This is a genomic window from Methanoculleus sp. (genome assembly GCF_020696975.1).
Taxonomy (GTDB): domain Archaea; phylum Halobacteriota; class Methanomicrobia; order Methanomicrobiales; family Methanoculleaceae; genus Methanoculleus.
On the sequence record NZ_JAJGBK010000026.1, the window covers coordinates 1 to 25,120 of the forward strand.

Here is a 25,120-nt window from a genome sequence, read left to right on the forward strand (position 1 = left end):
GGCGCCGATGAGGAGCGACGATATGTTCGGGTCGTCCAGCGCTCTCCCGATCTTCTCGTCCAGCCGCTCTGCAGCCTCATCGGCACCGATACCATGGGGAACGTAGAGCTCCATGGCGGAGGCGACGATATTGTCTCTCGTGATGCCTTTCTCCTCCAGTCTGCGCTCGATCTCAAACATTGTTCAAGTATTGGGGTCGGGAGGTATTTCGGCGTTTGGATTCAGTGTTGCGGCGACTGCCGGAACGGCAGGGCACGGCTCCGGCGACAGCTGCGCGCCCTTTCATCTGCCGGGCGGAGGTGTCTCTTCCCTCCGGCACCCTCCTGGCAACAACCTCTTCTATCCCGCGGCACCCACCTTGTACTGATGTCTCACCCGTTCCTCTCGGAAGACCCGGAGATCCGGCCCGAGCGCCCGATGATGGCGCTGATCCTCGGGAATACCCTGCTCTCCACCATCCCCGGCATATCCGGCGCCGGGCCGACTCCTGAAAAGACCCTGCTCACCCCGGTCCTGGACGCAGAGCTCGTCACGACCGGCGAGATCACAAGCGTCCCGGCCCGGCCGAACACGCCCACCGGCTGCCCGACGCCGGCGAGCATCACCCGGTCCATGATGGAACTGACCGGGCTTGCCCCTGTCCTCATCAATGCAGGGCTTGCCCATACCCCTACCGTCCCCTGCCTGGACGTCTACGGGAGCCCGGGCGGCGACCCCCGGAAAGAGGATGCGGTGCCGCAGGCGGCACTCCTCTTTGAGCGGGGCGAGACGGTGGGAAGACTTCTCTCGCAGTACAGCGACTTCTTAATGCTCGGGGAGTGCGTTCCCGGCGGGACGACCACCGCCCTCTGTGTTCTGCGCGCGCTCGGCTACGACGCCTCGGTCAGCAGCGCCTTCCCCGAGAATCCCCTCGGCCTGAAGGATGCTGTCTGCAGGGAGGTGCTCGCCCGGATCGATGCAACCGGGGCCCGAGAACCCCTGGATATCCTCCGCGCCGCGGGTGACCCCATGATGCCGGTAGCGGCAGGGATCGCGAGCACCTACTCCGGCGATCTCCTCTTCGCCGGCGGAACCCAGATGCTCTCCGTCGCGGCGGTCCTGAAAGCGCTCGGCAAACGGGTTCCGAGTCTCGCGACGACGGTCTACGTCAGGGACGACCCCTCGGCAGGGTTTGTCCGGTCGGTCGCCGACGTCGGCACCACCGCCTACTTCGTCGACCCGAACTTCGCCGGCATCGGGCACGTCGGGCTCGCGCGCTACTGCATCGGCGAGGTCAAGGAGGGTATGGGAGCCGGCGGGGCCCTGACGCTCGCCTATCTCATGGGCCATAAACCCGAGGAGATCACCCGGAAAGTTTTTGATTTCGTCAGGAAGTATGCCTGAGGGAAGGACTATACCTTTTTACATCCACCTATAAGCAATGCTTCCACTTTATGTGGTCAACAATCACGGACAGTTCAACCACCTGATCCTCCGAACACTCCGTGACATGGATGTTGAGGCCACGATGATCCCGAACGAGACGCCCCCGGCCGAAGTCGCCCGGGGCTGTCGGGGGATCATCCTCGGCGGCGGACCTGCCCTCGACCGCGCCGGTCTTGCTCCCGCTTACCTTGACCTCGGCCTTCCGGTCCTCGGCATCTGCCTTGGGCTGCATATCATGGCGACGGCAAGGGGAGGCGCGGTTCGCCGGGGTGCGAGCGGCGGGTTCGGTGCGGTTGAAGTCGATATCCTCGAACAAAATAGCCTTCTTGAGGGTTACCCGGGCCGGATTCATGCATGGGCATCCCACGCAGACGAGGTCTCGGTGGTCCCGGACGGTTTTGTCCGGCTTGCAGAATCGAATATCTGTGGTGTGGAGGCGATGGCGTCTCCCGATGAACGCCTCTACGGTGTCCAGTGGCACCCGGAGGTCAGCCATACCGTCAACGGACGGCTTCTCTTTGAGAATTTCAATCAAATATGCTCGGAGTAAATGACGTTGCGGACCTCGTTCGGTCCGTCGGGTTTCGCTGCCGGGAGTGCGGCGCCTGCTGCCGACGGGTCGCGGAGGACTCAAACCTCGTGCTGGTGAGCCCTGCTGAGGTCCGGGCGATCATGGCGGCGACCGATATGGCCTGGGACGAGGTTGCCGAGCCCTACCCCGACTTCATCGATGACGGATCCGGCGGGGAGTACACCCTCGCCTGGTGCATCCGGCGCACGGCCGATGCCTGCATCTTCCTCAGAGACGGGAGGTGCTCGGTCTATGCCCATCGCCCCTGGATCTGCCGCACCTACCCGTTCATGCTGGTGGACGATGACCTGCAGGTCTCGGAATGCCCCGGCCTTGGAACGCCCCTCCTTCCCGGTGATGCGCATGATGCGGCTGCTGATCTCTGCCGGCGGCAGGCCGCCGAGGCGGCAGAGGAGGCTGCTCTCGATGCGGTCTACCGGAACGCGGCCGTCCCGCCGGGGAAGCGCGTCGTGATCGATAGCGAAGGCATGAAGGTGCTCGATGGCTGAGATCCGTCTTGTGGGGACGGCCCATGTCTCGCAGAAGAGCGTCGAGGATGTCCGGTCCGCCATCGAGGAGTTCCAGCCCGAGATCGTCGGCGTCGAACTCGACCGGGGGCGGTATATAGCGCTCACGGAGGAGGTGGCCGAGCCCTCGGTCACGGATATCCTGAAAGGCGGGAACTTCGGCCAGCTCCTCGTCCAATGGGTGCTCACCTATATTCAGCAGCGGATCGGCGCAGAGACCGGTGTGAAACCCGGAGCCGAGATGTTGGCCGCGATCGACGAGGCTAAAGCGCACCAGAAACCGGTGGGGCTCATCGACCGGGATATCCGGATCACGCTTGCCCGGTTCTGGGGGAGGATGGGGATCTGGGAGAAGATCAAACTCATCGGTGCCCTGATCTACTCGCTGGTGAGCGTCGAGGGTCAGGAACTTGATGTGGATGAGTTCACGAACCAGGATGTGGTGAGTGCTGCGATGGAGGAGTTCCGGAAGTTCTCCCCGCGGGGTGCTCAGGCCCTGATCGATGAACGGGACGCTTACCTCGCTCACCAGATCCTGATGCTTGGAAATCGGTATGAGCGTGTGCTCGCGGTCGTCGGTGCCGGGCACATCCAGGGAGTGCAACGTTACCTTGACGCGCCGGAGACACTGCCGCCGCTCTCATCGCTGACCGGTGAGGTGAAGGGCCTGCCGTGGGGAAAGATCATCGGTGCGGCCGTTACCGGTCTCTTCCTCCTCCTGATCGCCGCCATAGCCTTCTCGGGCGTGGGGCTCGACGTCCTGCTGACGGCCCTCCTCTACTGGATCCTGATCACCGGTGCTTTAAGCGCCGTATTCACGCTGTTCGCCGGTGGGCACCCTCTCTCGGCGGCTACGGCGTTTGCCGTCTCCTGGATGACGTCGCTCAACCCGCTGCTTGCGGCAGGGTGGTTTGCAGCCCTGGTTGAAGCGAAGATTCGTAAACCGGCCGTCGGGGAGTTGCGGCAGATCATCGCAGCGGAGACCTTCTCGGAGATGCGGAGGATCCCGCTCTTCCGGGTGGTGCTGGTTGCAGCTCTCGCGAACGTCGGGTGCACGCTTGGGGTCATCGCCTACTTCCTCTTCATCTTCCCGGTTCTCGGGATCGATCCGAAGGTGGTCGTCGTCGACGGCTTTACGAACATGCTGCAGATGATACAGGCCCTCTTGTAGGGTCGCTCTCCTGGCCGGGGGTCTTCCCACCCCCGTTTCCCCAAGGTATTTAGGCCTGGAATGCCCACCATCGTTGCATGAGTCCGATTGGTGGAACGATGAATCTCGGTGTCACCGTGATACGGAGCAGGCACAGCGTGCGGAAGTACAAGGACAGCCCCGTCGAGGATAAAATTGTCAAAGACGCTCTCGACTGCGCACGCCTTGCCCCGACCGCGAGAAACGAGCAGCCCTGGCTCTTTGGGACGGTTCAGAAACGCGAGACGTTGCAGGCGATCGCGGATCTCACCGAGAACGCCAGGTTCATCGCCGACGCGCCCCTGTGCTTTGCTATCTTCGGGAAGAGGGATGCGAAGTATTACCTCGAAGACTGCTGTGCGGCGACGATGCAACTCCTCCTTGCGCTCCAGGCCTGGGGGGTCGGCTCCTGCTGGGTTGCGGGGGAGAAGAAGGACTACGCTGAGGATGTTAGAGTCCTCCTCAACGTGCCGGAGGAGTATACGCTTGTCTCCCTCGTCCCCGCGGGATACCCCGAGGAGATCCAGATCGCGAAGAAGAAGATCCTCGACGAGGTCGTATTCTTCGAACGTTACGAGGAAGAAGGGTAAGCGAGTATAACCCGCGATATACTCAAATCCATCTTTTTTACTGCGCCCTCACACGTCGCTCTGCTTTGCCGGGCAGTAGGGGCAGAGGGCGTTCTCGACATCGTCGGCCTTCTCCCGAACAGGGCAGAGATACTCGCCGTCCCGCACCTCGACCTCGAGCCCGCCGGGAAACGGCGTGCCTGCCGGGTGAGCGGGGCGGTCGAGGACGAAGAGGTTGAATGCGGCAAGGAGGAAGTAGAGGAGTTCGAGATGCTGCTCCTCCGCCTCAGCGGCAAGGCACGTCCTCTCGACCATTCCGCAGAACTCCCGGAACTTATCGGGGAGCGGCTCGTCCGGTATATTCTGGCTGCCCCGGCGAACAGTGGCGATGAGTGTGTGATGCGTCTCAAAGATCTGCGCCATCACGCTGGGATGGAGGCGCCGTCGGTATCCGGGGGGGACGGACCGGAGATCCTGCTCCACCCTCTTGCGCATCGCCTGGAGGTCGAAGAGGGAGTAACCGGAAACCTCCCGGTAGAGGGCCTTCGCGAGTTCTGCCCGGGTCTTCGCCAACCGCAGGCGAGCGCAAGTCCCGTGGACGTCTGCCTTGCTCTCTTCCGCGCTCATCGTATCGCAATTATCTTTGATCCCGGGATGTATCAGTCCTCTCTCTGGACCATCTCCAATGGAAAAATATATGAATTGGTAGAAGGAAGATTCTTTCCTATGTGTGGTGAGGACTATGTATGGGTGAACTGGAGGCCGGGGGATGATTAACTCCGGCGCTACGGCGTTTATTCTCGTCTGTACGGCACTGGTGATGCTGATGACACCGGGAGTAGGGCTCTTCTACGGGGGGCTCGTGCGGCGGAAGAACTTCATCTCTATGCTCGCGCTGGCGTTCATCGCGTTCGCCCTCGTCAGTATCCAGTGGGTCCTCTGCGGCTACAGCCTCGCCTTCGGCACCGACATTCACGGGTTGATCGGGGGCCTGGAGTACGCCTTCCTGCAGGGTGTCGGTGTGGAGGGTGACGGAATCCCGGATCTGCTCTTTATGGCCTTCCAGATGGTCTTTGCAGGCCTTACCCTCGCAATAGTGACGTCAGGGGTTGCGGAGCGGATAAAGATCAGTTCGTTCGTCGTCTTCGGTCTGCTCTGGACGACGCTGGTCTACGACCCGCTCGCCCACTGGGCGTGGGGCGGAGGATGGGCCGGAGAACTGGGTGCGCTCGACTTTGCCGGCGGCACGGTCGTCCATATCAGTTCCGGCTTCTCGGCACTTGCACTCGCGCTCATCATTGGCAAGCGTCTCGGATTCGGCTCGCACGGCATGGAGCCGAACAACATCCCGATGGTCCTCCTCGGCGGGGCGCTCCTCTGGTTCGGGTGGTTCGGGTTCAACGCCGGAAGCGCTCTTGCTGCGAACGGTCTTGCGGTGAACGCGTTTGTAGTAACGAACATCTCTGCTGCTGCCGGGGCTCTTGCCTGGCTCTGTGCCGCCTGGGTTCGCGGCAGGCCGGGCTCGGTCGGGATGATCAGCGGCGCGATCGCGGGCCTCGTGGCCATCACCCCGGCTGCCGGGTTCGTCAGCCCCATGGCTGCCATTCCCATCGGCGCCGCCGCCGGCCTCGTCTGTTACGGCGCCCTGCTCTTCCGGGTCCGGAGGGGCCTGGATGAGAGCCTCGATGCGTGGGCGATCCACGGGATGGGCGGCATCTTCGGCTCTCTTGCAACCGGGGTATTTGCGGTCGCGGCTGTCGGGGGCGTAGACGGCCTGCTCTACGGGAATCCGGGTCAGCTCCTTGTCCAGGTCGCGGATGTTGCTGTGGTCGTCGCCTACTCGTTTAGCGTGACCTACATCATCGCAAAGGTCGTCGATGCCGTGATGGGCCTGCGCGTCACCGAGGAGGAGGAGTACGTCGGGCTGGACATCGCGCAGCACGGCGAGTCCGTGCGGGTGTGAAGAGGTGGTGTGGATGAAGATGGTGACTGCCGTCATCAGGCCCGAGATGTTCGAGTCCGTGAGAACGGCACTCGAGGCGGGCGGGATCTACGGTATGACCGTGAGCGAGGTGATGGGGCGGGGGGCGCAGAAGGGCATCGCCCTCCGGTTCAGGGGAAAGACGATGCCGGTCGAGTTCATCCCGAAGGTGAAGATCGAGATGGTGGTCAGGGACGCCGATGTTGATACGATCATCGAGATCGTCCGGGCAAATGGCCGAACCGGCAGGCCCGGCGACGGCCGGATCTTCGTCTCTTCGGTCGAGAGCATCTATCGGGTGCGGACGGATCGGGAGGAGCCGGAAGGATCGTAACTTTTTGGGTCGGTTTGGAGGGGCTTCGGGGGTGGTTAGTGGGATAGGATGTTTTGGCTCGGGACATTCTGTCTGCTGCCACTCGCACCTCCGGTGCTTCAACCCCTGCCTTGGAAGATCTTCTGTCTTCTCATGCTCTGGTTCTGCGAACCCTCGCATGTTTCGGCAGTCGTTACTTGCAACCTTCAGTACACTTATTCCTGTAGTTCGTGATCACACAACCCGTGCACGGTTTTCCAGTGGATATCGCCACGCGGGGAGGGGCTGACGGGGAGGGGGATGCTCCCCCTCCCCTGTCTCCACCTTATAATGGGATTCCCATCGCCCCCCCACCACCCGCGCTTCGCGCTCCTCCCGCCCCCTTCGGGGGGCGGGCAGTGCGTGGCGATACTCCCACAGTCCACTATATCAGTTCTTGCATCGTTCAGAGGGGAGCTATTTGCCACGGCCTGCGTACCCCTCTACTCCCGGAAATGCGGCAGCACCTCCTTTGTGTAGAACTCCATGAACTCATGCTGCTGCTGCCCGATCTGGTGGACGCAGACATGGTCGAACCCCATCCGGATCCTCTCCTCGATCTTCTTGATGTGTGCCTCCGGGTCGGGCCCGCAGACAACGTGCTTCGCCACATCCTCCGGCGTCGTCATCTTCGCCACCTGCTCGTAATGGGTCGGGGTGGGGAGGAGCCGGTTGAGTTCCCCGGTGTTTGCGGGGATCGGCCACTGCTGGTAGGCGGTCCTCTGCCCTTCCTCCTCGGTCTCAGCCCAGCAGACCGACATCTCGACGTATGCCGGTTTATCGCCGCCGCCGGAGTCTCTGAAGACGATGAGGGTCTCTTCGGCGTTTGTCCCCGCGTTGATGAACCCGTCACCGGCCCGTGCGGCCATGGAAGCGCTGATCGGGCCTTCGGATGCGATATAGATCGGGGGGAGGTTCTCCGGGAGGGTAAATATCTGAGCGTTCTCCAGGGTGTAGAAGGAGCCGTAGTGGTCCTGCATGTCCCCCTTCCAGAGCAGCCGGATCACCTGCACCGCCTCCTCGAGCATCTCTATCCGGACCGGTGCCGCCGGCCAGGGGTCGCCGAAGATGTGCTCGTTGAGGTTCTCGCCTGATCCAAGCCCCAGGGCGAACCTTCCCGGCATCATAGCACCGGCGGTCGCGGCGGCCTGCGCAATGATGCCGGGGTGTATGCGCATCGTCGGGCAGGTGACCCCCGTTATCACCCGGAGTTCCGCCGTCACCTGGGAGATGCCGCCGAGAACCCCCCAGACGAACGGGCTCTCTCCCTGCTGACCTGTCCAGGGGTGGTAGTGGTCCGATATCATGGCGAACGTAAACCCGGCATCCTCCGCCTGCCGGGCATTGCAGACGAGATCCAGGGGAGCATGCTCCTCGCATGCCAGTTTATAACCGATTTCGACCATCCGTCATCACATCCGTGACGCCGATACGGCCGTCCCTCTTCTCCTCTTCCGGACGTGGTGGGGACGGGCGTGGGCGCCGTCCACCTCAAACATCCGACGGGATATAGGTTTCCCCGGCCCGGCACCTGATAAATACGATCCTTGCCATACTGTACTGCATGGCAACGCCAACTCTCCAGGTGGCGCTCGATCTCCTCGAACTCGATCGTGCGGCAGCGATCGCGGATGAGGCGGTCCGTGGCGGTGCAGACTGGATCGAAGTCGGGACCCCCCTGATCAAGAGCGAGGGGATGCAGGCCGTGCGGATGCTCCGGGACCGCTTCCCCGGGCACGAGATTGTGGCGGACATGAAGATCGCCGATACCGGGGCTGTCGAGGTGGAGATGGCGGCAAAGTCCGGTGCCGGCATCGTCTGCATCCTTGCAGACGCCGACGATACTGTGATTGCCGAGGCGGTCCGTTCGGCCCGCAAGTTCGGCGTCCGGATCATGGCCGATCTCATCAACGTCGCCGACCCCGTCTCCCGGTCCCGCGAACTTGCGGAGCTCGGCGTCGACTACATCAACGCCCACGTGGGCATCGACCAGCAGATGATCGGAAAATCCTCGCTCGACCTCCTCCACCGCCTTGCCGGGGAGGTGAGCATCCCGATCGCCGTCGCCGGTGGGCTCGATGCAGAGACCGCATCCGAGGCGGTCGCCGCCGGTGCTTCGATCGTGATCGTGGGGGGGAATATCATCAAGGCCGCAGACGTTACCGGGGCGGCCCGGCGGGTCAGAGAGGCCATCGACCGGCCCGAGATCCGGCCTCGGGAAGAGGAGAGCCCTGATGCGGTCATCCGGCGCCTCTTTGAGGCGGTCTCCGCACCGAACGTCACCGACGCCATGCATCGCAAGGGGGCGATGGCGGGGATCGTCTCCCTCTCCGGGAGGGTCAAAGCAGTCGGCCCGGCGGTGACGGTCCGGACCCTCGCCGGAGACTGGGCAAAACCCGTCGAGGCGATCGATGCCGCGAGGCCCGGCGACGTCCTCGTCATCAGCAACGACGGAAGGACGGACATCGCGCCCTGGGGAGAACTTGCCACGCATTCTGCCCGGAACCGGGGGGTGACGGGCGTCGTGATCGACGGGGCTGCCCGGGATGTGGACGATATCCGGGAGATGGGATTCCCGGTCTTTGCCACGGCGACCGTCCCGAACGCCGGGGATCCCAAGGGTCTTGGGGAGATCAACGCCGAGATCGTCTGTTGCGGGCAGGAAGTGCGGCCGGGCGACTGGATCGTCGCTGACGAGAGCGGCGTTGTGGTGGTTCCCCGGGAGCGGGCCTACGAGGTTGCGCGCCGGGCGATGGAAGTGAAGAAGGCCGAGGAACGGCTCCGTGAGGAGATCAGGCGTGGTCGGACGCTCTCGGAGGTAGCGGAACTCCTGAAGTGGGAGAAGCGGCACTGACCGACGACGACCCCTCTGTCTTTATCTGACCCGGTGACCTAGTTACCGATCACCCGAAACCCGGGTGGTTTTGGAGGAGCGGGAGCATGTTGCAGGATATCAGGGAGGCGGTCGTCGAGGTTCTCCAGGCGGTCCTCCCCATCATCCTGATCATCGTCATCCTCGAGGTTGTGGTGCTCCGCGCGACACCGTCTGATCTCCTCCTGTTTCTGCTCGGGAGCGGCATGGTCATCCTCGGGATAGCCCTCTTCCTCTCCGGCGTGAAGGCGGGCCTTCTTCCCATCGGCGAGGCGATCGGGTCCGAGTTCCCTGCCCGGGGTTCACTTGTACTGGTCATCGCTGGAACGTTCCTGTTTGGATTTCTGACGATCGTCGCCGAGCCGAATATCCGTGTCCTTGCAGAGATGCTTGACACCGTCTCGGGGGGCGGCATCCCGTCCGGCCCCCTGACCCTCGTGATCGCCGTCAGTGTCGGGTTCATTGTCACCGCAGGAGTCCTCCGGATCATCTTCGGAGTCCCTCTTGCTTACCTCTTTGCCGCCAGTTATGGTGCTATCATCGTTCTTGCACCGTTTACGTCGCCGGATTTCCTGGCTGTCGCGGTTGATGCAGGCGGCATAACGACCGGACTTCTGACGATCCCGATCATCCTGGCGCTCGGAACCGGCGTCAGTGCGGTTCTTGCCGGACGTTCGGCCCTCACGGACGGTTTCGGGCTGGTCGGGCTTGCCTCCCTTGGTCCGATCCTCGGTGTCATGCTGATGGGGATGGTGTATTCATGATTCTTGTGGAGCTCTTTGAGGGGATGGACCAGGTCTTTCTTGAGGTTGCCCAGGCGCTCCTCCCCCTGCTCATCTTCTTTGGAGTCTTTCAGGTGCTCTTCCTGAAACTTCCGCGGGTCTACGTCATCAACCTCGTGCGGGGCATCCTGATCGCATTCCTCGGTATGATCCTCTTCCTCCAGGGTGTCAATGTTGCATTCCTTCCGGCGGGCCGAGAGATAGGAGAGGGAGTCACCACCTTCGGCCACCTGTGGCTGCTCATCCCGCTCGGATTTCTCCTCGGGTTCCTTGCCACCTATGCAGAGCCCGCGGTCCGGGTTCTCGGTTACCAGGTCGCAGAATCATCGAGCGGCTACATCAGGGAATCCATGATCGTCTACACCCTCTCGTTCGCGGTTGCGATCTCCGTCTCGCTCGGCATGGCCCGTCTTGTCTACGGCATCCCGCTGCTCTACATTCTCATCCCCGGCTACCTCCTCGTCATCATCCTTCTCCTTCTCACTGACCGGGACTTCATCGGGATTGCGTTTGATTCAGGGGGTGTCGCCACCGGCCCGATGGCCGTCACCTTCCTCCTCTCACTTGCCGTCGGGGTTGCGGCGGGGATCGAAGGCCGCAACCCCATCATCGACGGTTTCGGGCTGATCGCGCTGATAGCGCTTGCACCCATCCTCTCGATGCTGGCGCTCGGCATCCTTTTTAGGAGAACACGAGGTGAAGCTACTTGAGTAATGAGTCCGATAACGAACTGATTGTCACGATTGTAAAACGGGGCTGGTCCGAGCCGGTGCTTGCGGCGGCCCGCGGCGCCGGGGCCGAAGGAGGGACCATCCTCCTCGGCCGCGGGACCGGTATTCATGAGGTGAAGACCCTGCTCGGGATTCCCATCGAGCCCGAGAAAGAGATCATCCTGACGGTTGTCGCCGCCACCCGGGCTGACGCGGTACTGGATGCGATCGTCGCCGCCGCCGAACTTGACCGCCCGGGGATGGGCCTTGCGTTTGTCATCCCGGTCCGGCGTGTCGCAGGCAGGGTTCACATGTTCCTTAAAGGGGAGGGAGGGTGACGCGGGGCCCCCGAGGTGCCCCGGGATTACTGCGAGAGAGACGCTTTGAGGAGGTTTCCGCCGTGGCCGAGGAGTTGCCGGACGGCATCCTCGATCTGGTCCACGCGCAGGATCAGGACCGCCCCGTCCTTTCCTGAGTAGGCGTAGGCGTACTCGATGTTGATCCCCGCATTCCCGAGGACCGAGGCGATATCCGAGAGGCCGCCGGGCTCGTCACGCATCTTCACACCGATGACGTCGGTGAACGAGACCCGAAACCCGAGATCGGTCAGTCTCCGGTAGGCATCCTCCGGCCGGTCAACGAGCGCGCGGACGACTCCGAATCCGTTTGCCTCAGCGATGCTGAACGCAAAGATGTTTATTCCCGCATCCCGCAGCGCACCGGCGATCGCCGCGAGGCGTCCGGGGCGGTTCTCCGAAAAGATTGAGATCTGTTTGACGATATACGATTTCTCCATTACAATGACCTCCTGTCGACGACCTTCTTTGACTTGCCCTCAAACCGCGGCAGGGTTCCCGGTTCGACCAGTTCAACATCCACACCGACGTTCAGTGAACCCCGCAGACGATGCTCTACTTTCTTCTTGATCACCATAAGATCGGTGATCTTGTCCGAGAACGCCTCCTCGCTCACCTCCACCCGCACGAGCATGGAGTCGAGCGCACCCTTCCTGTCGACGACGATCTGGAAGTGCCTGCCGACCTCGCGGATCTCGAGCAGTGTATGCTCCACCTGCGACGGGAAGACGTTGATGCCGCGGACGATCAGCATGTCGTCCACCCTTCCCCGGATTCGGCCGATACGCGGATGAGTCCGACCGCAGGCACAGGTGCCCTCCTCGATCGTGGTGAGGTCCCCGATCCGGTACCGGACCATGGGCAGGGCCTCTTTCTGCAGCATGGTGATGGTCAGTTCGCCCTGTTCCCCGGGTTCGAGCACCTCGCCGGTTGCGGGGTCCACGATCTCCACGAGCGCGAGATCCCCCCAGATGTGGATCCCCTGCTGCTCGGCGCACTCGGTGAACATGGGGCCGGAGAGTTCGCTCGTGCCGTAGATGTCGTAGGCGCGGATCCCGAGCCAGTCCTCTATCCGGGCCCGCATCTGTTCCGACCAGGGTTCTGCGCCAAAGAAGCCGAGGCGCAGGTCGGTGTCGTTCTTTATCGAGACGCCCATCTTCTCCGCCACCTCACCCATATGGAGGAGGTAGGAAGGGGTGCAGGCGATGGCGGTGACATGGAGATCCTGCATCAGTTCGACCTGCCGTTCAGTGTTCCCGACGCTCGTGGGGAGGACGGTTGCGCCGACACGCTCGGCGCCGTAGTGGGCGCCGAGGCCGCCGGTGAAGAGGCCGTAACCGTAACTCACCTGCATCACGTCACCCCGCCCGAGGCCGCAGGAGGAGAACCCCCGCGCGAGCGACTCGCTCCAGTTCTCGATGTCGCGCTCCGTGTAGCCGACGACCGTCGGTTTCCCCGTCGTCCCGGAGGAGACGTGGTACCGGACAAGTTCGTCCCGCTCGGCGGAGAAGATCTTGTCCGGGTAGCCGTCCCGCAGGTCCCGTTTGTACATGAACGGGAGTTTCGCGATATCCTCAAGCGTTCTGATGTCGTCGGGATGAACCTGCTGCTCCTTCATCCTGCGACGGTAGAAGTCGTTGAAACTGTAGAGCCGGTACACGAGGGATTTGGCGAGTTTGAACTGGAGCCGCCGCAGTTCATCGAGCGGCATCGTCTCCATCCGCGGGTTCCACGAAGCCATCAGATCGCCCCCCGCCGGTCGATGACCCGCTTCGCCTTCCCCTCGAACCGGGGGAGCGTTTCCGGTTCCACCAGTCTCACCGCGGTCCGGAGCCCGAGCGTGTTGTGGAGTTCGCCGGAGATCTTCTTCTGCATACGGGCAAGATCCTGCAGTTCCCCGGAGAACCCTGCTTTACTCATCTCAACCTCGATCGTCATCTCATCCAGGTGTTTGACACGATCAACATAAACCATGAACTGCTCTCCTACCTCCGGGAGTGCCCGGAGGACATGCTCGATCTGGGAGGGGAAGACGTTGATCCCCCGGATTACCAGCATATCGTCGCTTCGTCCCGTTATCCGCTCGATCTTCGTCCCGCGTCCGCAGGTGCAATCGTCGTCCATCAACCGCGTCACGTCACCGGTACGGTAACGGACGAGCGGGAGGGCCTCCTTGACGAGCGGCGTGATGACGAGTTCGCCCCGTTCTCCGGGAGCGAGCCGTTCACCCGTCTCCGGGTCGATGATCTCGACAAGGTAGCAGTCGTGCCAGATGTGGAGCCCGTTGTGTTCCGGGCACTCGAACGCCACTCCCGGGCCGTACATCTCGGAGAGGCCGTAACTATCGAAGGCCTTCACGCCGAGACGCCGCTCGAGTTCTGTGCGCATACTCTCCGACCAGGGCTCGGCCCCAAAGATCCCTACCCTGAGGGTGTCCAGCGTCTTTCCCATCGACTCGGCCACCTCGGCGATGTGAAGGGCGTAACTCGGGGTGCAGTGGATCGCGGTCACCCCGAAGTCCTCAATCATCTCGATCTGGCGCCGGGTGTTCCCCGTGGCGCTCGGGACCACGGTCGCCCCTATCTTCTCGGCACCGTAGTGAAACCCGAGGCCGCCGGTGAAGAGGCCATAGTTGACCGCGTTCTGGAAGACGTCGTCCTCCCCGAGGCCGATCATCGTCATGTTTCGTGCAATCAGTTCCGACCAGTTCTCCAGGTCCTGCCGGGTGTAGCCGACGACGGTCGGCTTGCCCGTCGTGCCGGAGGTGGTGTGGATCCGCACGATCTTCTTCATCGGGACCGCAAAAAGGCCGAACGGATACCCGGCCTGGAGTTCCTTTTTGTAAGTGAAGGGCAGTTTCTCCACGTCGTCGAGCGTCCTGATCTCGCCTGGTGAGACGCCCGCTTCTTTGAACTTTCTCTGGTATAACCCAACATTCCCTGCCTGCTGCAGCGTCCATCTCAACCGCTTGAGCTGAAGGTCTGCAAGTTCGTCAGGCCGGATTGTCTCCATTGCTCTGTTCCAGAACATAATATCCCATCGGTGTTTCGCTGGCTCGAGAGGGTTCCTCCATCCCCGGCCGCATATTGCCCGGCATCCGGTATCCAGTACTCCCGGCGGCCGCCTGAGAGCCTGCTATAGCCACACCGCCGGGTATACTCTACCTCTACATACGTAGTCGGTGCGGAAAAGGTTTGTCAATCCGTGGCATGGTACACCGTGGCAGTCTCCAGTTCCGCGTCCACCGGGTCGGGCCATCCGGTCCTTTCGTCGTGGAACGCGTCCAGGACAAAGTCCACAAACATTTGCGCTTCGTCCGGGTGGGGCGCGTTGTGAGGCACGGTGACGGCGTAGACGATCGGCTGGCCGACCCGTTCACTCCCGATGGAGCGGAATCGCTGGAACCCAAGGGTCACATGCACCTTTTGGTAGTCTTCGGCGTGCTCTGCAGAACCGAGGTTGATCTCGGGAGGGAGGTTGATCCACTGCAGGTCGTGCTCTTCTGCTACGCTCCGGTACTCGAAGGCGTAGTCGATCCCGCCGGCATCAAGGAGCGAGAGAAGATAGATGCTCCCGTCCCGGATGGCGACCTTCTCGCCTGCCGGCCTCATCCGCTCCGGCAGGGTGATCATCGTTACATCGCCCGCGCGGGCAGGTGCGAGCGGAGGATCGAAGGATCCACCGATGACAGCTTTAAAGAGTCCGGGTTCACCATAATGCTCCCCGGCAAGCGCCGTCACCATGAGCGCCCGGTAGCCGCAGGCGTCGAGCATGGGGTTTGAGAATCCCACCCGCACGTCCGGACGGGCCAGGATACGATACCAGTTCTCCGCCGTGATCTCGTCCGCCCCGGCGCTCCGGTCGGTGTACGCGATCACGATCTCGTTCTGTGCGAACGAAGTATACCAGTCGGTATAGTTCCCGCCCCCCTCGCTCATCGGGATGTACATCATATCCGGGATCAGTGAGGCATCCGCGACCGCGACGACATCGATCGCCCGCCCGAGATCCGTCACCTGCCGAACGGCCTGGATGCTCCCGTGCCCTTCGAGCCGGACGTCGATCTCCGGGTGCTGACTCTCAAAGGCAGCCTCGATCTCTTCGAGCGGGGAAAGAAGGCTACCGGCCGGGACCACCGTGAGGACAGTCCGTTCCGGTCCGGTCTCTGTACAGCCTGCCGATGCCGCAAACACGACAAGTGCGAGCATCACGAGTATCGCGGGGCGGCTCATTTCCTGTGAACCTCTATCCGGTCGACCCATTTCACCCAGGGGCTCCCTTCGGTGATGACGTCGGGTGTCCCGGTGATGACGACGAGGCGGAGCGGCCCCCCGTCCTCGTAGGCTAGCGGCTCTCCGTCCTGCTCATATGCCAGGATGACCTGGAGCGGCGGGGCGGGAATCTCCCGGAGGTTCTCATCGAATGTGAAGAACTCCTCGCCCTGTAACTGAGCGGTATCAAAGACCCAGAGGTAGCCGTCTTCTGCGGAGACGTAGATTAGGTCATCTTCAACGGCTCCTCCTGCCATCTCAACGAGATCGGCAAGGAGCACACCACGATAGGTATTCGGGCCATACTTGATCCCGACCGTCGAGACCGAGTAGCCGTACCCCTCAACGGCAGGCAGCGTCCGCAGGTCGGTGAGCGTAATCACCCTCTCTGTCTCTCCGGCAAGTGTCAGGTTCCAGGCCACATCTTCGGCGCCGCTCGTTGCGCCAATGCATCCCGAGGCAAGGACCGCGATGCCGATCAGCATCACGGCGGCGAGGACCGGATAGATCCGGCGCACCGGGATCACGCTCCTCTCCGGGCATGGAGCGCTGCTGCCCCGAGGGCTGCAGTGAGGGTCACCATGAGGGAGAGCGGGGTTTCCGGCGGCTCTGTCGTCGCCTCCGTGGCCGGTCCGTTGAGAGAGCCTGCAAGAGCCCCTCGCTCACCATGGAAGCCCCCGGTGTAGACCCGGATCTCATCGATCCACTTCACGGTCAGGCCTCCTGTAGAGGGGTAGAGGTCGTAGAAGTGCTGGGCCGACTCCGGGAGCGTCTCATACATGTCCTGGTTCCCGTAGACATGGAGGCCGTCTGCGTTGGTTGAGTTATCCGCGAAGAATACGAGACGCATTCCGGTATAGTAGTCGGGTACGTAGCCGCATCCCTGCCGTTCACCTGCCCCTGACTCAGCGCCGTTGTACCAGCAGATCCCTATGGGGCCCTGGCGGGGATCGGGCTCGTAGACATTCTGGTAGGCAAACTCGACATGGTAGCCGTCGGCCGCCCGGACCATGATCTCATCCCCGGGTTCGGCGCCGCCGACCAGTTCAGCGAGGTCGCGGACATCCGTTCCTTTTACGGCTCCTCTATCCTTGAAGTTCGTCGTCTCTTCAGGGTCCCACTTGTCTCCCTCAAAGACCGGTCCCTGGTGGTAGTAGTGGGTCACGCCGTCCCCGAGAACCGGGAGGTTTGCTTCCATCCACCGATAGTCAATCGTTGTCTCGTTCAGGATCGTCTGCCCATCGGCTGCAATCTTTACGATATGCAGTTCGGTCGTCGGTGCCGCCGATGCGGCACCTGCGAGCATGCCCACGCAGAGGAGCGCAAGCAGCACTAATGATACTCTTGTACGCATAATCATCATCTCCGTAGTCTGAATAACGCAGCACTGCCAAGCAGGGATGCCGGTATCACCCACCACCCGGCCGCGGCTTTTTCTGTTGGTGCGGCACCTGCTGGAAGGCGGACGGTGTCGATGACGTTCTCTCTTTGGTGCATCGTCACTTCGCCGTCCTCCGCGATCTCCGCAACCGGCACCATCTCCATAATAATCGATTCCGGGCTCACGGTGACCCGGAGATAGCCGAGGGTCCGTTCGCGGCTCACCTGATACCCTTCAGGTTTCTCCTCGGCGAGGGGGTAGAACGGTGCCCCGCCACACCCGATAACAATGTACTCTGTTCCCTCAATCCGGTAGCGCTCGTAGGCGTGGGTGTGTGCGCTAACGACGGCGTCTACGCCGCTTTCGGATAAGATGTCGCACCACTCGGCTCTGATTGCCAGGTCACCGCCGGGGCGTTTCCGGTCGGAGCTGAACGGTGGGTGATGGAACGCCACGATCTTCCGGGGCAGGGGAGATGCAAGGTCGCTCTTGAGCCATGCGGTCTCTCTGTCCATATCTGCCCATGCCCAATCGTTGCTGTCGAGGACGGTCACATGGAGGCTGCCGGCATCAAAGGAGTAGTGCGTCGGGAGGCTGAAGATGGTGGTGAACGCCTCCACCGATCCTTCGTGGTTGCCCGGAACCGGCACGAGGGTTGTGTTTCCAAGCACCGGTCCCGCGGTCGCGAAGAACTCGTCCCACTCCTCCTCCTCGCAGACAAAATCGCCGGTATGGATGACGAAGAGGATATCTTCTTCAGCAGCTATCCTCTCCGCCACCAGACCGTGTCGCTCGGCCTGGGTGAAGAAGGGCTTCTGGGCCCGGGTGTCGCCGTATATGATACAGGTGAACGATTGATCCCCAAGTGTCCGAAACCTGCAGTCCTCCGTTGTTTCGTTCGCGGTGCCGACACGGTAGCGGTAGGTAGTCGACGGGGTAAGATTGGTGAGGAGCACATGGTGCATGCTCTCCTTCTCCGGAGAGGTTATGCGGTGGTAAGTTTCGCCACCTTCGGATACGTACTCCACCCAGCCTCCCGCTGGAGAAGTCGTCTTCCAGCTGACCACCGCCGATTCCTCTGTGGTGTTCGTGACGTACGGCCCCCAGACGATGGCGGCCGATGCCGCCGGGAGGAGGAGTGCAAGCATCACGACAACCGCGACTGCCCGGCAGGCGTTTCGGCACCTGCTCACAGGGCCTCCTCCAGAACAACCAGGCACCGGGCCGTCTCTCCCGGTGCTACCAGCACATCTTTGATCGTCTTTGAGGCGTTCTCAGTGACGACCCGGACCTCATAGGTCCCGATGCTCATCCCGGTGAAGGTATGGGGCGTCTTCTCTCCGGTGTATCGCCCGTAGAGGTAGATCCTCGCGTCCGGGATGGTGCTATCGACGAGGAGGCTCCCGTCCGTATACTCCCGGAGCGTGCATGTGACAGCTCCTCCGGTGCCGGCTCCTTCCGGGATCGTGATCGTATCTTCAGCAGGGATGTATCCGGGCTTTGATGCAAGGATACGATGCTGGCCGGGGGAGAGGCCTTCCACCCTGCACGGGGTAACTTTCCCGGTGGGGAACCCGTCGATGAAGACTGCGGCGCCTCCGGGGTTTGAGTTGATCCTGAGCGGGACGGTGTTGCCGCTCCAGGGTTCGATCGTGAATGTCCTGCCTCTCTCAATTGGGTAGGGAACTCTGTATGAGAGGTAGGTGCCGTTTTGGGACACGGTGATCCAGGACTTCGGCCCTTCGACCACGGCATCGCCCGGGATGGTGCCTGCAGGGTAGAGTCCGTTCACCGTGAACTTTTCGCCGTGGTAGGCCTCCGAATCGACCCGGATCGTCTTTCTGCTGGTGGGGATCACGCCGTCAAGGTGGACCGGGGCAATCGCGTCCGGGTAGACCCAGGCCTGAACGGTCTCGAACCGGAAGCCGGAGCCTTCACCGCCCCGACCCTGTTCACTCTCCTCGACGCTGATGCTGTGCTGGCCTTCACGGAGGCCGTAGACGATGTGAGGTGTCTGCCAGACCTGTCTTTTGTTATCAACGACGATCGTCATACCCGGCGGGTACGACTCGATGTAGAGCCCGCCGGAGTGACTTCTTGTGTTCAGGGTGTTATCCGGTGTCGGTGCAGAGACCGCAGGGGTGTCGGTCGGCACGGGGGTTGCGGTATCCTGGCCCGGGGTGGGAGTGCTCTCCGGGCCCGGCGTGGCTACTGTACCCTCTCGTATTCCGAAGAACGAGAGCAGCCCGTTCACGAAATTGAGGGCGGCTTCAACGAAAGCCTCTATGGGGTTATTCGGCACCGGGTGCCCGGTTATGGGTTCATCGCTGCCTGTGGTCTTCGCTCTGGTCTCATCGCCTGTCGGGGAGAGGAGCAGATCAAGGGCGATATACCCGCCCTCCTCGACGGTGACGGTTCTGGTGGCGTTTTTGTAACCCAGCATCACGAGTTCGATCGTATGCTCGCCGGATGGGACCGCATTCAGGGTCGCATTGGTTCGGGATCCTGTCTCATTCCCATCAACGTAGATGCTCGCATTTGTTGGGACTGAGGATACGGTGATCCTTCCGGTTTCGGCGATGGCTTTGTCTGTGGTGCTGTTCTCGAAGACCAGATCAAGGAGGCTGCACTCGTCCGCCTCGACGGTGACAGTTCGGGTGATGTTCCAGTAACCCGGCAGCACGAGTTCGATCGTATGCTCGCCGGACGGGACATCCTCCAGGGTTGCATCTGTCCTGAACTCCGTAACATTCCCGTCGAGGTAGATGCTTGCATTCATCGGGACCGACGTGATGGCGATGCTCCCGTTCCTGGAGCCTCCGTCACCCCCGCTGCTACCGCCGCCTGATCCGGTCTCCGGAATCAGGTTAAACTCAACCTCGGCGACGGCGTTTGCAACAACATTGACCCACTCCTCATCCGGTGGGATGAATCCCTCTTTCTCGACCCTGATGGAATAACTCCCGATCTCGATGCCGGAGAGAGTGCAGGGGGTCGTATCGCCGGTCTCTTCGTCGTCAAGGAAGACCGCGGCCCCGGTGGGCGTCGAGTTTATGTAGATGCTTCCGGTGGCCTCTTCATCGCTATAGATGATGATCTCGCTCACGTACTGCACGGAGAGGCCTGTGGTGGTCGGGAGTCCCGGCTGGAAGAAGTACCAGTACTCGGAATCGAAACACTCGCGCATATCCGCTACACCGAAGACGTGAAGGCCATCGAGGTTGGTCGACGTATCCGCGAAGAAGACGAGGCGCATCCCGGTCCGGTAGTCGGGAACATACCCCTCGTCGGCCCTGTACCAGGTGATGACCATCGGTCCCTGCCGGGATTCCGGCTCGTAGACGTTCCGATACGGGAATGTCCTCGACATCCCGTCCACTGCCCGGACCTTGACGGTATCCTCCTCCCCCATCCCGCCTACAAGATCACAGATGTCTGCGAGGTCGGTCCCCTTCACCGCGCCCATATCCTTATCCCGAACGTTGACGTCCTCTTCGGGATTCCAGGCATCTCCCTCAAAGACCGGCCCCTGGTGGTAGTAATGGGTCTGGCCGTCCCCCTGGACCGGGAGGTTTGCCTCAAGCCAGCGGTAGTCGACCGTCTTCTCTTCAAGGACGGTGACGCCGTCGGCTGCATACCTGACGACGTGAAGTTCGGTTGTGGACGCGGCGGCCGGTACTGCCAGTGCGAGGATGCAGAGCACGAGAATGATTGAGTGCGGGGCTGTACCCCGCCGGTGCGTAACTGCCATGCGTTGCTCCTTATCGTCGTGAAAAAGGGGAGGTTACTTTCTCCTCACGAGGAGGGATGCTGCAAGTGCGACGACCAGCACGATGATGAGGGCCAGCGCCCAGAGCGGGAGCGCCGGGCCGGGTCCCCCGACCGGTTCTCCGCCTGGAGTTACGGTACCCTCAGCCCCCGCTACCATGGTCTCGGGGACGGTCCAGACCAGGGCGTAGAGGCTGAAGTGCTCTACCTCTGTGGTGACCGTCCGGGCGGCGGGGTCCACTGTAGCGGCAATCTCCTGCCACTCGCCGGTCTGTGTGTTGTACCACATCACCTTCGGCGTGGCGCCTTCACCGATCTTCGCCCACTCTTCCGTGGAGAGGGTATAGGTGAGGGTTGCCGGCGGGTCGAAGGTGGCTCCTGCAGGACCGCACCTGAGCGCGATGGCGATGGTTGTTCCCGGGGGCGCCGGGGGGACTTCGGCGGGAGCGACCTCACTGCAGGTCACTTCAGTAAGTGCGTTGCCTTCGCTGTCACGGGCAATGGTGCCCTCCAGTATCGTTACAGCGCCGACTCTGTTGTCGGTCCTGACCGTCACTGGCTCAAGCACCACCCCGGCCACGGAAGTGGTAAGGGGCGCACGCCTGTCAAACACCACAGGGGAGCCGGGGGCATTGGGGTCGTAGGTCACTTCAGATCCGGGATCCTTGGAGGAACCGGAACCGGGGCCTGTGCCGGGCCCCCCGCCTGTATTGCCGCTGCCTCCCGGATCTTCTGAGGAGCTCGTATCCTTTGTGGCCACCAGCGCGAAGACCGAGAGGCCGTTCGGGGATAGAGCCTCAAAGGTGTATAAGTCCGCAGCAGGGTCGAAGACATAATTGGTATCCAGCGCGGTTGTTGTGCCATCGTCGGCGCGTCGCAGAATCTTGACATTCTCCGGTCCGCCCATGCTGTCAACCCAGTCGGAACCGACGACCATCCTGATCGTGGCGGTCCTGATAATGCCACCGTCTTCTTCGTTATCGACGTTGTTCTTCTGCACGTTCAGGACATACGCGACATCGTTAATGCTCCTGCCCGTCAGCTGATACGAGATGGCGGTCTCGAATGCCTCCTGCTCATCGGTGCTGGGGTTCTGTAAGATCGTTGTATCGAGCAGGGCGTTTGAGCCGGGGTGCCCGCTCATCTCAAGGTCGATCTGCGCCCAGCCTGATCCTGTGGTAACCGGGCTGGTCCGGGCATGAACGCTCTCGATGGTGCCGGTGACCTGCCGGTCTCCGGTCGGCCTCTCCTGAGTGAAGATGACCATCTCCTCCCACCCGTCCATGTCATTCAGGATGATGGCGGTCTCGTTGGTGGTGATGCCGCCGAGGAATGTCCTTTCATCGATGACGATCTGTTGCTTCCCATCAGTATCGACTATGTCGACGCCTTCGAGATCGAATGAGTTACTATCAGAAGCTACCGGAATCTCTTCCTTTTCACCTCCGGTGCTTGCCGAGAGGTCGAACTGCCGGACTGTTCCTCCAACGAAGGCAATCTCCTGATCGGCCTTATGGCCGTTCACCCAGAAGGTTATGACCGGGGAGCCCGAGCGCCGGAGGTCGTCTTCGGTTGCCTTGACTATGAGGACGCCTGGAGAGTCCAGGGGTCCGTATTCCCCGGTCTGTGTTGTGGTCGTGGAGCCCCGTTCGTTCCAGTCGATCTTCGCAGTGATGACGGTTCCCGCCGGCGCGGGCTGGCCGTCGAGTGTGACGCTGCCGCCGAACTCATCCGGCAGCACCGGCAGGGCGGCTGCCATGCCGGCGAGAGAGAAGAGGATGAGGAGGGAGAGGATATACCTGATATCCATGGACCCGCTCCGTTACGCCCCGATGGCGGCGAGTTCGCTCTCACCGCGCAGGTAGACCCAGTAGCCCTTCATCGGCAGCATCTCCTGCGTATCGTTGTGGCTTCCCGAACCGCCGCGTATGATGGAGGTCTCGTACTGCTGCGTGCCGGCGTTATACCCGATCACCTGTGTCCACGCATCACCGAGTGAGAGGAGGGTGTCACGGGTCGTGGCAGGCTCGGTGTCGCTGAACCCGACGGCATTCCAGCCCTGGGCGAGCATCTTTGCGGGCGGGGTTCTGATCGCGTCGGTGTCGAAGTGAAGCGGGACCTTCATACTCCGAGCCGAGTAGATCCAGTAGCCTTCGAGCGGGAGAATCTGGTCGGCCTCCGTTACCTGCTTCCAGTCCTTCAGCGTGGCGTCATACTGCCAGATGCTGTGCTGCTCCCGGTCAACGTTGGCAAAGATTGCAGCGGAGTCTTTTCCGGTAGAGAGGAGTTTGGGCACCGAGACAAAGTTCCAGCCCTCCTCAAGGGAGATTGTCGCGTCGCAGATGACCGGCAGCCCGGTCAGCACGATCTCATCGATGCTCCCGACTTTCTGCATGTTAGATGTCAGGGCGGTGCCGACGAGTTTCAGCGGCCAGGTCTTGCCATCATCGGGCAACGGCATGCCGTCGATCTCGTCTGCGACGATGATGTTGTTGTTTCGCTTAATGAACGAACTGTTGAAGGTAGCGGAGAAGTCATCACCGGTGCCTTTGATACCGTCCTGGCCGTAGTCGAAGACGGTCACGTTGTAACCTGCGTCTGCGAGGGTGTCATTGAAACAATTTGTCCCGTAATCATGACTGTTGGCGTCGTCAACATAGCCGCAGAGGAGCCAGAGCGGCATCCCCGACCAGACATCGTCACCGTCGGTCCAGGTCGCATCGTGCCCGGCCATGGCGCAGGCCTTGCCCGACTCAAAGAAGGCCCTGGTGATGGTTGTATCGATGGCGCCCGTCAGGATGAGGTTCCAGTCCTCCCGCGGTGCTTCATAGATCTCGATAGTCGCGATATTTTTGTTGGAGACGCCAGCCGCCGAGGGATAATCAATGCCGCTGTCCGTGAAGTAGTGCCAGTACGCTTCAGCAAGGCATACCCGCATATCGTCAGCGCCGAAGATACCGTCGGACGTGTTGTAGAAGAGACGCATGCCGTCGCTATAGTCAGGCACGTAACCCTGCCGCTCTGCCCACCAGGCGACGATAGCCTCCCCCTGCCGTTCGTGCGGGGCATAGATGTTGGTGTAATTGATCGTAGCCTTGAAGCCATCGGGTGCAACAAGCTTGACTTCACCGCCTTCAGGGACCCCGCCCACCAGATCGCAGAGGTCCTTGATTGCGGTCCCCCTCACGACTTCGTCTACTTTGGCGGGGTCTATGCTTATGTCTTCCGCAGGGTTCCAGAGGTCGTTCGATATGAGGGTGGGGCCCTGGAACCTGAGCCGGACGCCGTTATCACCACCGATGACCGTGAAACTCTCCATCATCTGCTGGTAAGTGATCGTCGTCTCGTTCTCAATAGTCACGCCATCGGAGGCATACTTCACAACGCGTATCTCGGTGGTGCCTCCTTTTTGGGGCGGCGGGGTTGACCCTGCCTCTACACCGATCTGGATCGCCACGACACCCTTTGCGCTGAGATCGCTTCCGACGTCCGATCCGACCAGCCTCAACGGCCACCGTTCGTCATCAGGGTCCAGCACAGTGCCGTTGACTTTGTTGCCAAGAATGAAACCGTCGTCAATCCCGACCGAGCTGTTGAAGGTCGTCGGCCGTCCGTCGATACTTGTCAGGATGATTTCATACCCCGCCTCTGCGAGGTCGCTGTTGAATGCGGTGGAGGATTTTCCGTAATCCCCATCATCGATCGCACCGATGATATAGTGGAGTGGCATCCCCTCCCAGGTGTTGCTCTTGTGATCGGGGCCGGTTGCCTTGTGGGACGGCATGCCCGTCAGTGTTGCCTCAAAGTCGCTTCTGGTCAGGACGACGTTTCGGGCACCGATGAGCGCGAGCGTCCAGTCATCCTCATCGAGGTCGACGGTTGCATTGATGATAGCGGTTGCGTTATCGGGGTTTTCGTCGTTGCCGTAGTAGAAAGTGACTATATCACCGTCACTCAACTTTACAGCGTTCAGGCCGTCTGACTCACTTTCAAACCCGTCTTTGAGAACATCATTGACGTAACAGGACCACTCTCCGTTGTCTTTCAGATAACTGTCGACATCGTCGAGAAGGAAAATACTCTTTTCGCTGTATTTCTTGTCGGTCACGTTGTAGACCCAGCCCTCTGACTCCGCGACTGCGTGGAGCACGCCGAGCGGAGTCGGATTCATGACTGCATAACTCTTCCCGGAGTTGTATGCTTCCTGCGGGAATGCTCCCATTGGAAGCGTCACAGTTCCGTTAAAGAGGATTTCGGGTTCTGCTTCCATTGTCGAGAATTGCATTGGTGCTACACCCAGGGACTTCGCCAGTGTCTTGGTCGGTTCCCCCGTCGGCATCACCATCAGCTCTTCTGTTGGTGTAAC

Annotated in this window: 23 protein-coding genes and 1 pseudogene; 11 read left to right on the forward strand and 13 right to left on the reverse strand. The window is 61.5% G+C overall.

What is annotated here, in order from left to right; genetic code table 11:
- Positions 1–180, reverse strand: a pseudogene (locus QZ650_RS07905) (phosphatidylglycerophosphatase A); the annotation flags it as partial.
- Between the two features lie 186 nt (positions 181–366).
- Between QZ650_RS07905 and cobT the strand changes: the two are divergent.
- The 5 genes from cobT (at position 367) to QZ650_RS07930 (ending at position 4,302) form a co-directional block, all read left to right on the forward strand.
- Positions 367–1,383 (forward strand): nicotinate mononucleotide-dependent phosphoribosyltransferase CobT, encoded by a 1,017-nt coding sequence (gene cobT, locus QZ650_RS07910; protein ID WP_292519908.1) that lies wholly within the window; start codon positions 367–369, stop codon positions 1,381–1,383.
- Between the two features lie 37 nt (positions 1,384–1,420).
- A complete protein-coding gene (locus QZ650_RS07915; RefSeq protein ID WP_292519906.1) occupies positions 1,421–1,975 on the forward strand; it encodes a GMP synthase subunit A in 555 nt (184 codons plus the stop codon).
- Entirely contained in the window at positions 1,963–2,505 is a 543-nt protein-coding gene (locus tag QZ650_RS07920) for a YkgJ family cysteine cluster protein (RefSeq protein WP_292519904.1), read from the forward strand. The genes QZ650_RS07915 and QZ650_RS07920 overlap by 13 nt, the downstream gene beginning before the upstream one ends.
- Positions 2,498–3,694 (forward strand): TraB/GumN family protein, encoded by a 1,197-nt coding sequence (locus QZ650_RS07925; RefSeq protein ID WP_292519902.1) that lies wholly within the window; start codon positions 2,498–2,500, stop codon positions 3,692–3,694. Before QZ650_RS07920 ends, QZ650_RS07925 begins: the two co-directional genes overlap by 8 nt.
- 77 nt (positions 3,695–3,771) lie before the next feature.
- A complete protein-coding gene (locus QZ650_RS07930; RefSeq protein WP_292519900.1) occupies positions 3,772–4,302 on the forward strand; it encodes a nitroreductase family protein in 531 nt (176 codons plus the stop codon).
- Between the two features lie 48 nt (positions 4,303–4,350).
- Here the strand turns inward: QZ650_RS07930 and QZ650_RS07935 are convergent, their stop codons facing one another.
- Complete coding sequence (locus QZ650_RS07935; RefSeq protein WP_292519898.1) at positions 4,351–4,908, reverse strand: DUF2115 domain-containing protein; 558 nt, start codon at positions 4,906–4,908, stop codon at positions 4,351–4,353.
- A gap of 142 nt (positions 4,909–5,050) precedes the next feature.
- Here QZ650_RS07935 and QZ650_RS07940 point away from each other — a divergent pair, with 142 nt between their 5' ends.
- Both QZ650_RS07940 and QZ650_RS07945 read left to right on the forward strand, forming a co-directional pair.
- A complete protein-coding gene (locus QZ650_RS07940; protein ID WP_292519896.1) occupies positions 5,051–6,244 on the forward strand; it encodes an ammonium transporter in 1,194 nt (397 codons plus the stop codon).
- Between the two features lie 13 nt (positions 6,245–6,257).
- On the forward strand, positions 6,258–6,596 hold the full coding sequence (locus QZ650_RS07945) for a P-II family nitrogen regulator (protein ID WP_292519894.1): 339 nt from the start codon (positions 6,258–6,260) through the stop codon (positions 6,594–6,596).
- A 461-nt stretch (positions 6,597–7,057) separates the two neighbouring features.
- Here QZ650_RS07945 and QZ650_RS07950 read toward each other — a convergent pair whose 3' ends face one another.
- Positions 7,058–8,020 (reverse strand): TIGR03557 family F420-dependent LLM class oxidoreductase, encoded by a 963-nt coding sequence (locus QZ650_RS07950; RefSeq protein WP_292519892.1) that lies wholly within the window; start codon positions 8,018–8,020, stop codon positions 7,058–7,060.
- A gap of 158 nt (positions 8,021–8,178) precedes the next feature.
- Here QZ650_RS07950 and hxlA point away from each other — a divergent pair, with 158 nt between their 5' ends.
- From hxlA to QZ650_RS07970, 4 genes are all read left to right on the forward strand, one after another.
- Positions 8,179–9,468, forward strand: a complete 1,290-nt coding sequence (gene hxlA / locus QZ650_RS07955; RefSeq protein WP_292519890.1) for a 3-hexulose-6-phosphate synthase — start codon at positions 8,179–8,181, stop codon at positions 9,466–9,468.
- A gap of 86 nt (positions 9,469–9,554) precedes the next feature.
- On the forward strand, positions 9,555–10,250 hold the full coding sequence (locus tag QZ650_RS07960) for a DUF1538 domain-containing protein (RefSeq protein ID WP_292519888.1): 696 nt from the start codon (positions 9,555–9,557) through the stop codon (positions 10,248–10,250).
- On the forward strand, positions 10,247–10,978 hold the full coding sequence (locus QZ650_RS07965; protein ID WP_292519886.1) for a DUF1538 domain-containing protein: 732 nt from the start codon (positions 10,247–10,249) through the stop codon (positions 10,976–10,978). Before QZ650_RS07960 ends, QZ650_RS07965 begins: the two co-directional genes overlap by 4 nt.
- Positions 10,975–11,316, forward strand: a complete 342-nt coding sequence (locus tag QZ650_RS07970) for a P-II family nitrogen regulator (protein WP_292519884.1) — start codon at positions 10,975–10,977, stop codon at positions 11,314–11,316. The genes QZ650_RS07965 and QZ650_RS07970 overlap by 4 nt, the downstream gene beginning before the upstream one ends.
- Positions 11,317–11,342: 26 nt before the next feature.
- On the opposite strand, the gene QZ650_RS07975 is transcribed toward QZ650_RS07970, so the two are convergent.
- The 10 genes from QZ650_RS07975 to QZ650_RS08020 form a co-directional block, all read right to left on the reverse strand.
- A complete protein-coding gene (locus QZ650_RS07975) occupies positions 11,343–11,774 on the reverse strand; it encodes an ACT domain-containing protein (protein WP_292519882.1) in 432 nt (143 codons plus the stop codon).
- Complete coding sequence (locus tag QZ650_RS07980) at positions 11,774–13,075, reverse strand: phenylacetate--CoA ligase family protein (protein ID WP_292519880.1); 1,302 nt, start codon at positions 13,073–13,075, stop codon at positions 11,774–11,776. Before QZ650_RS07980 ends, QZ650_RS07975 begins: the two co-directional genes overlap by 1 nt.
- Positions 13,075–14,364, reverse strand: coding sequence for a phenylacetate--CoA ligase family protein (locus QZ650_RS07985; protein ID WP_292519878.1), 1,290 nt, complete (start codon positions 14,362–14,364; stop codon positions 13,075–13,077). The genes QZ650_RS07980 and QZ650_RS07985 overlap by 1 nt, the downstream gene beginning before the upstream one ends.
- A 167-nt stretch (positions 14,365–14,531) precedes the next feature.
- Positions 14,532–15,566: a tungstate ABC transporter substrate-binding protein WtpA gene (gene wtpA, locus QZ650_RS07990; protein ID WP_292519876.1), complete on the reverse strand. Its 1,035-nt coding sequence runs from the start codon at positions 15,564–15,566 to the stop codon at positions 14,532–14,534.
- On the reverse strand, positions 15,563–16,123 hold the full coding sequence (locus QZ650_RS07995; protein ID WP_292519873.1) for a molybdopterin-dependent oxidoreductase: 561 nt from the start codon (positions 16,121–16,123) through the stop codon (positions 15,563–15,565). Before QZ650_RS07995 ends, wtpA begins: the two co-directional genes overlap by 4 nt.
- A gap of 5 nt (positions 16,124–16,128) precedes the next feature.
- Positions 16,129–16,959 (reverse strand): argininosuccinate synthase, encoded by an 831-nt coding sequence (locus QZ650_RS08000; RefSeq protein ID WP_292519871.1) that lies wholly within the window; start codon positions 16,957–16,959, stop codon positions 16,129–16,131.
- A 5-nt stretch (positions 16,960–16,964) separates the two neighbouring features.
- Positions 16,965–18,179 (reverse strand): metallophosphoesterase family protein, encoded by a 1,215-nt coding sequence (locus QZ650_RS08005; protein ID WP_292519869.1) that lies wholly within the window; start codon positions 18,177–18,179, stop codon positions 16,965–16,967.
- Positions 18,176–20,737 carry a PEGA domain-containing protein gene (locus tag QZ650_RS08010; protein WP_292519867.1) on the reverse strand — a complete coding sequence of 854 codons (2,562 nt, stop codon included), beginning with the start codon at positions 20,735–20,737 and terminating at the stop codon, positions 18,176–18,178. Before QZ650_RS08010 ends, QZ650_RS08005 begins: the two co-directional genes overlap by 4 nt.
- Positions 20,738–20,770: 33 nt before the next feature.
- Positions 20,771–22,564 (reverse strand): hypothetical protein, encoded by a 1,794-nt coding sequence (locus QZ650_RS08015; protein WP_292519865.1) that lies wholly within the window; start codon positions 22,562–22,564, stop codon positions 20,771–20,773.
- 12 nt (positions 22,565–22,576) lie between these two features.
- Positions 22,577–25,120 (reverse strand): hypothetical protein (locus QZ650_RS08020; RefSeq protein ID WP_292522483.1); only part of this gene is annotated, 2,544 nt, incomplete at its 5' end.

What these genes read in the sequence shown, in the direction of transcription:
- cobT (WP_292519908.1), top strand. Translation starts at nt 367, where the DNA reads ATGTCTCACCCGTTCCTCTCGGAAGACCCGGAGATCCGGCCCGAGCGC.
- QZ650_RS07915 (WP_292519906.1), top strand. Translation starts at nt 1,421, where the DNA reads ATGCTTCCACTTTATGTGGTCAACAATCACGGACAGTTCAACCACCTG.
- QZ650_RS07920 (WP_292519904.1), top strand. Translation starts at nt 1,963, where the DNA reads ATGCTCGGAGTAAATGACGTTGCGGACCTCGTTCGGTCCGTCGGGTTT.
- QZ650_RS07925 (WP_292519902.1), top strand. Translation starts at nt 2,498, where the DNA reads ATGGCTGAGATCCGTCTTGTGGGGACGGCCCATGTCTCGCAGAAGAGC.
- QZ650_RS07930 (WP_292519900.1), top strand. Translation starts at nt 3,772, where the DNA reads ATGAGTCCGATTGGTGGAACGATGAATCTCGGTGTCACCGTGATACGG.
- QZ650_RS07935 (WP_292519898.1), bottom strand. Translation starts at nt 4,908, where the DNA reads ATGAGCGCGGAAGAGAGCAAGGCAGACGTCCACGGGACTTGCGCTCGC.
- QZ650_RS07940 (WP_292519896.1), top strand. Translation starts at nt 5,051, where the DNA reads ATGATTAACTCCGGCGCTACGGCGTTTATTCTCGTCTGTACGGCACTG.
- QZ650_RS07945 (WP_292519894.1), top strand. Translation starts at nt 6,258, where the DNA reads ATGAAGATGGTGACTGCCGTCATCAGGCCCGAGATGTTCGAGTCCGTG.
- QZ650_RS07950 (WP_292519892.1), bottom strand. Translation starts at nt 8,020, where the DNA reads ATGGTCGAAATCGGTTATAAACTGGCATGCGAGGAGCATGCTCCCCTG.
- hxlA (WP_292519890.1), top strand. Translation starts at nt 8,179, where the DNA reads ATGGCAACGCCAACTCTCCAGGTGGCGCTCGATCTCCTCGAACTCGAT.
- QZ650_RS07960 (WP_292519888.1), top strand. Translation starts at nt 9,555, where the DNA reads ATGTTGCAGGATATCAGGGAGGCGGTCGTCGAGGTTCTCCAGGCGGTC.
- QZ650_RS07965 (WP_292519886.1), top strand. Translation starts at nt 10,247, where the DNA reads ATGATTCTTGTGGAGCTCTTTGAGGGGATGGACCAGGTCTTTCTTGAG.
- QZ650_RS07975 (WP_292519882.1), bottom strand. Translation starts at nt 11,774, where the DNA reads ATGGAGAAATCGTATATCGTCAAACAGATCTCAATCTTTTCGGAGAAC.
- QZ650_RS07980 (WP_292519880.1), bottom strand. Translation starts at nt 13,075, where the DNA reads ATGGCTTCGTGGAACCCGCGGATGGAGACGATGCCGCTCGATGAACTG.
- QZ650_RS07985 (WP_292519878.1), bottom strand. Translation starts at nt 14,364, where the DNA reads ATGTTCTGGAACAGAGCAATGGAGACAATCCGGCCTGACGAACTTGCA.
- wtpA (WP_292519876.1), bottom strand. Translation starts at nt 15,566, where the DNA reads ATGAGCCGCCCCGCGATACTCGTGATGCTCGCACTTGTCGTGTTTGCG.
- QZ650_RS08000 (WP_292519871.1), bottom strand. Translation starts at nt 16,959, where the DNA reads ATGCGTACAAGAGTATCATTAGTGCTGCTTGCGCTCCTCTGCGTGGGC.
- QZ650_RS08010 (WP_292519867.1), bottom strand. Translation starts at nt 20,737, where the DNA reads ATGGCAGTTACGCACCGGCGGGGTACAGCCCCGCACTCAATCATTCTC.
- QZ650_RS08015 (WP_292519865.1), bottom strand. Translation starts at nt 22,564, where the DNA reads ATGGATATCAGGTATATCCTCTCCCTCCTCATCCTCTTCTCTCTCGCC.